Below are 309 nucleotides of genomic sequence, written 5' to 3'. Positions count from 1 at the left end.
GAACGCAGTGTTGAGATGATAGTTGGCTTGCTGGGGATTTTGAAGGCTGGAGGCGCGTATGTGCCGCTCGACCCGAGCTATCCCCAGGAGCGTCTGGTGTACATGTTGCAAGACAGTGCGCCGGTGGCGCTGCTGACGCAGACGGGGATGCAAGAGCGCCTGCCGGCTGCGGCCGAAGCGGTATTGGCGATACCGGTGCTGCTGCTCGACGGAGAGGAAGACGGCGCGGCCATGGCGCGTCAAGCATCGCACAATCCCGACCCGGCGCAGCTGGGCTTGACGGCGCGGCACCTGGCGTATGTGATCTAT

Annotated in this window: 1 protein-coding gene; it reads left to right on the top strand. The window is 63.8% G+C overall.

Annotated elements, in window-relative coordinates:
• Positions 1–15: 15 nt before the first annotated feature.
• A partial coding sequence (locus KVP70_RS35905; RefSeq protein WP_439897416.1) for an AMP-binding protein occupies positions 16–309 on the top strand: 294 nt, incomplete at its 3' end.

Origin of the sequence: Duganella violaceipulchra (assembly GCF_019166075.1) — a bacterium.
Taxonomy (GTDB): domain Bacteria; phylum Pseudomonadota; class Gammaproteobacteria; order Burkholderiales; family Burkholderiaceae_D; genus Rugamonas; species Rugamonas violaceipulchra.
The sequence above is the reverse complement of the archived record's forward strand: the minus strand, read 5'-3'. Positions and strand labels throughout refer to the sequence as shown.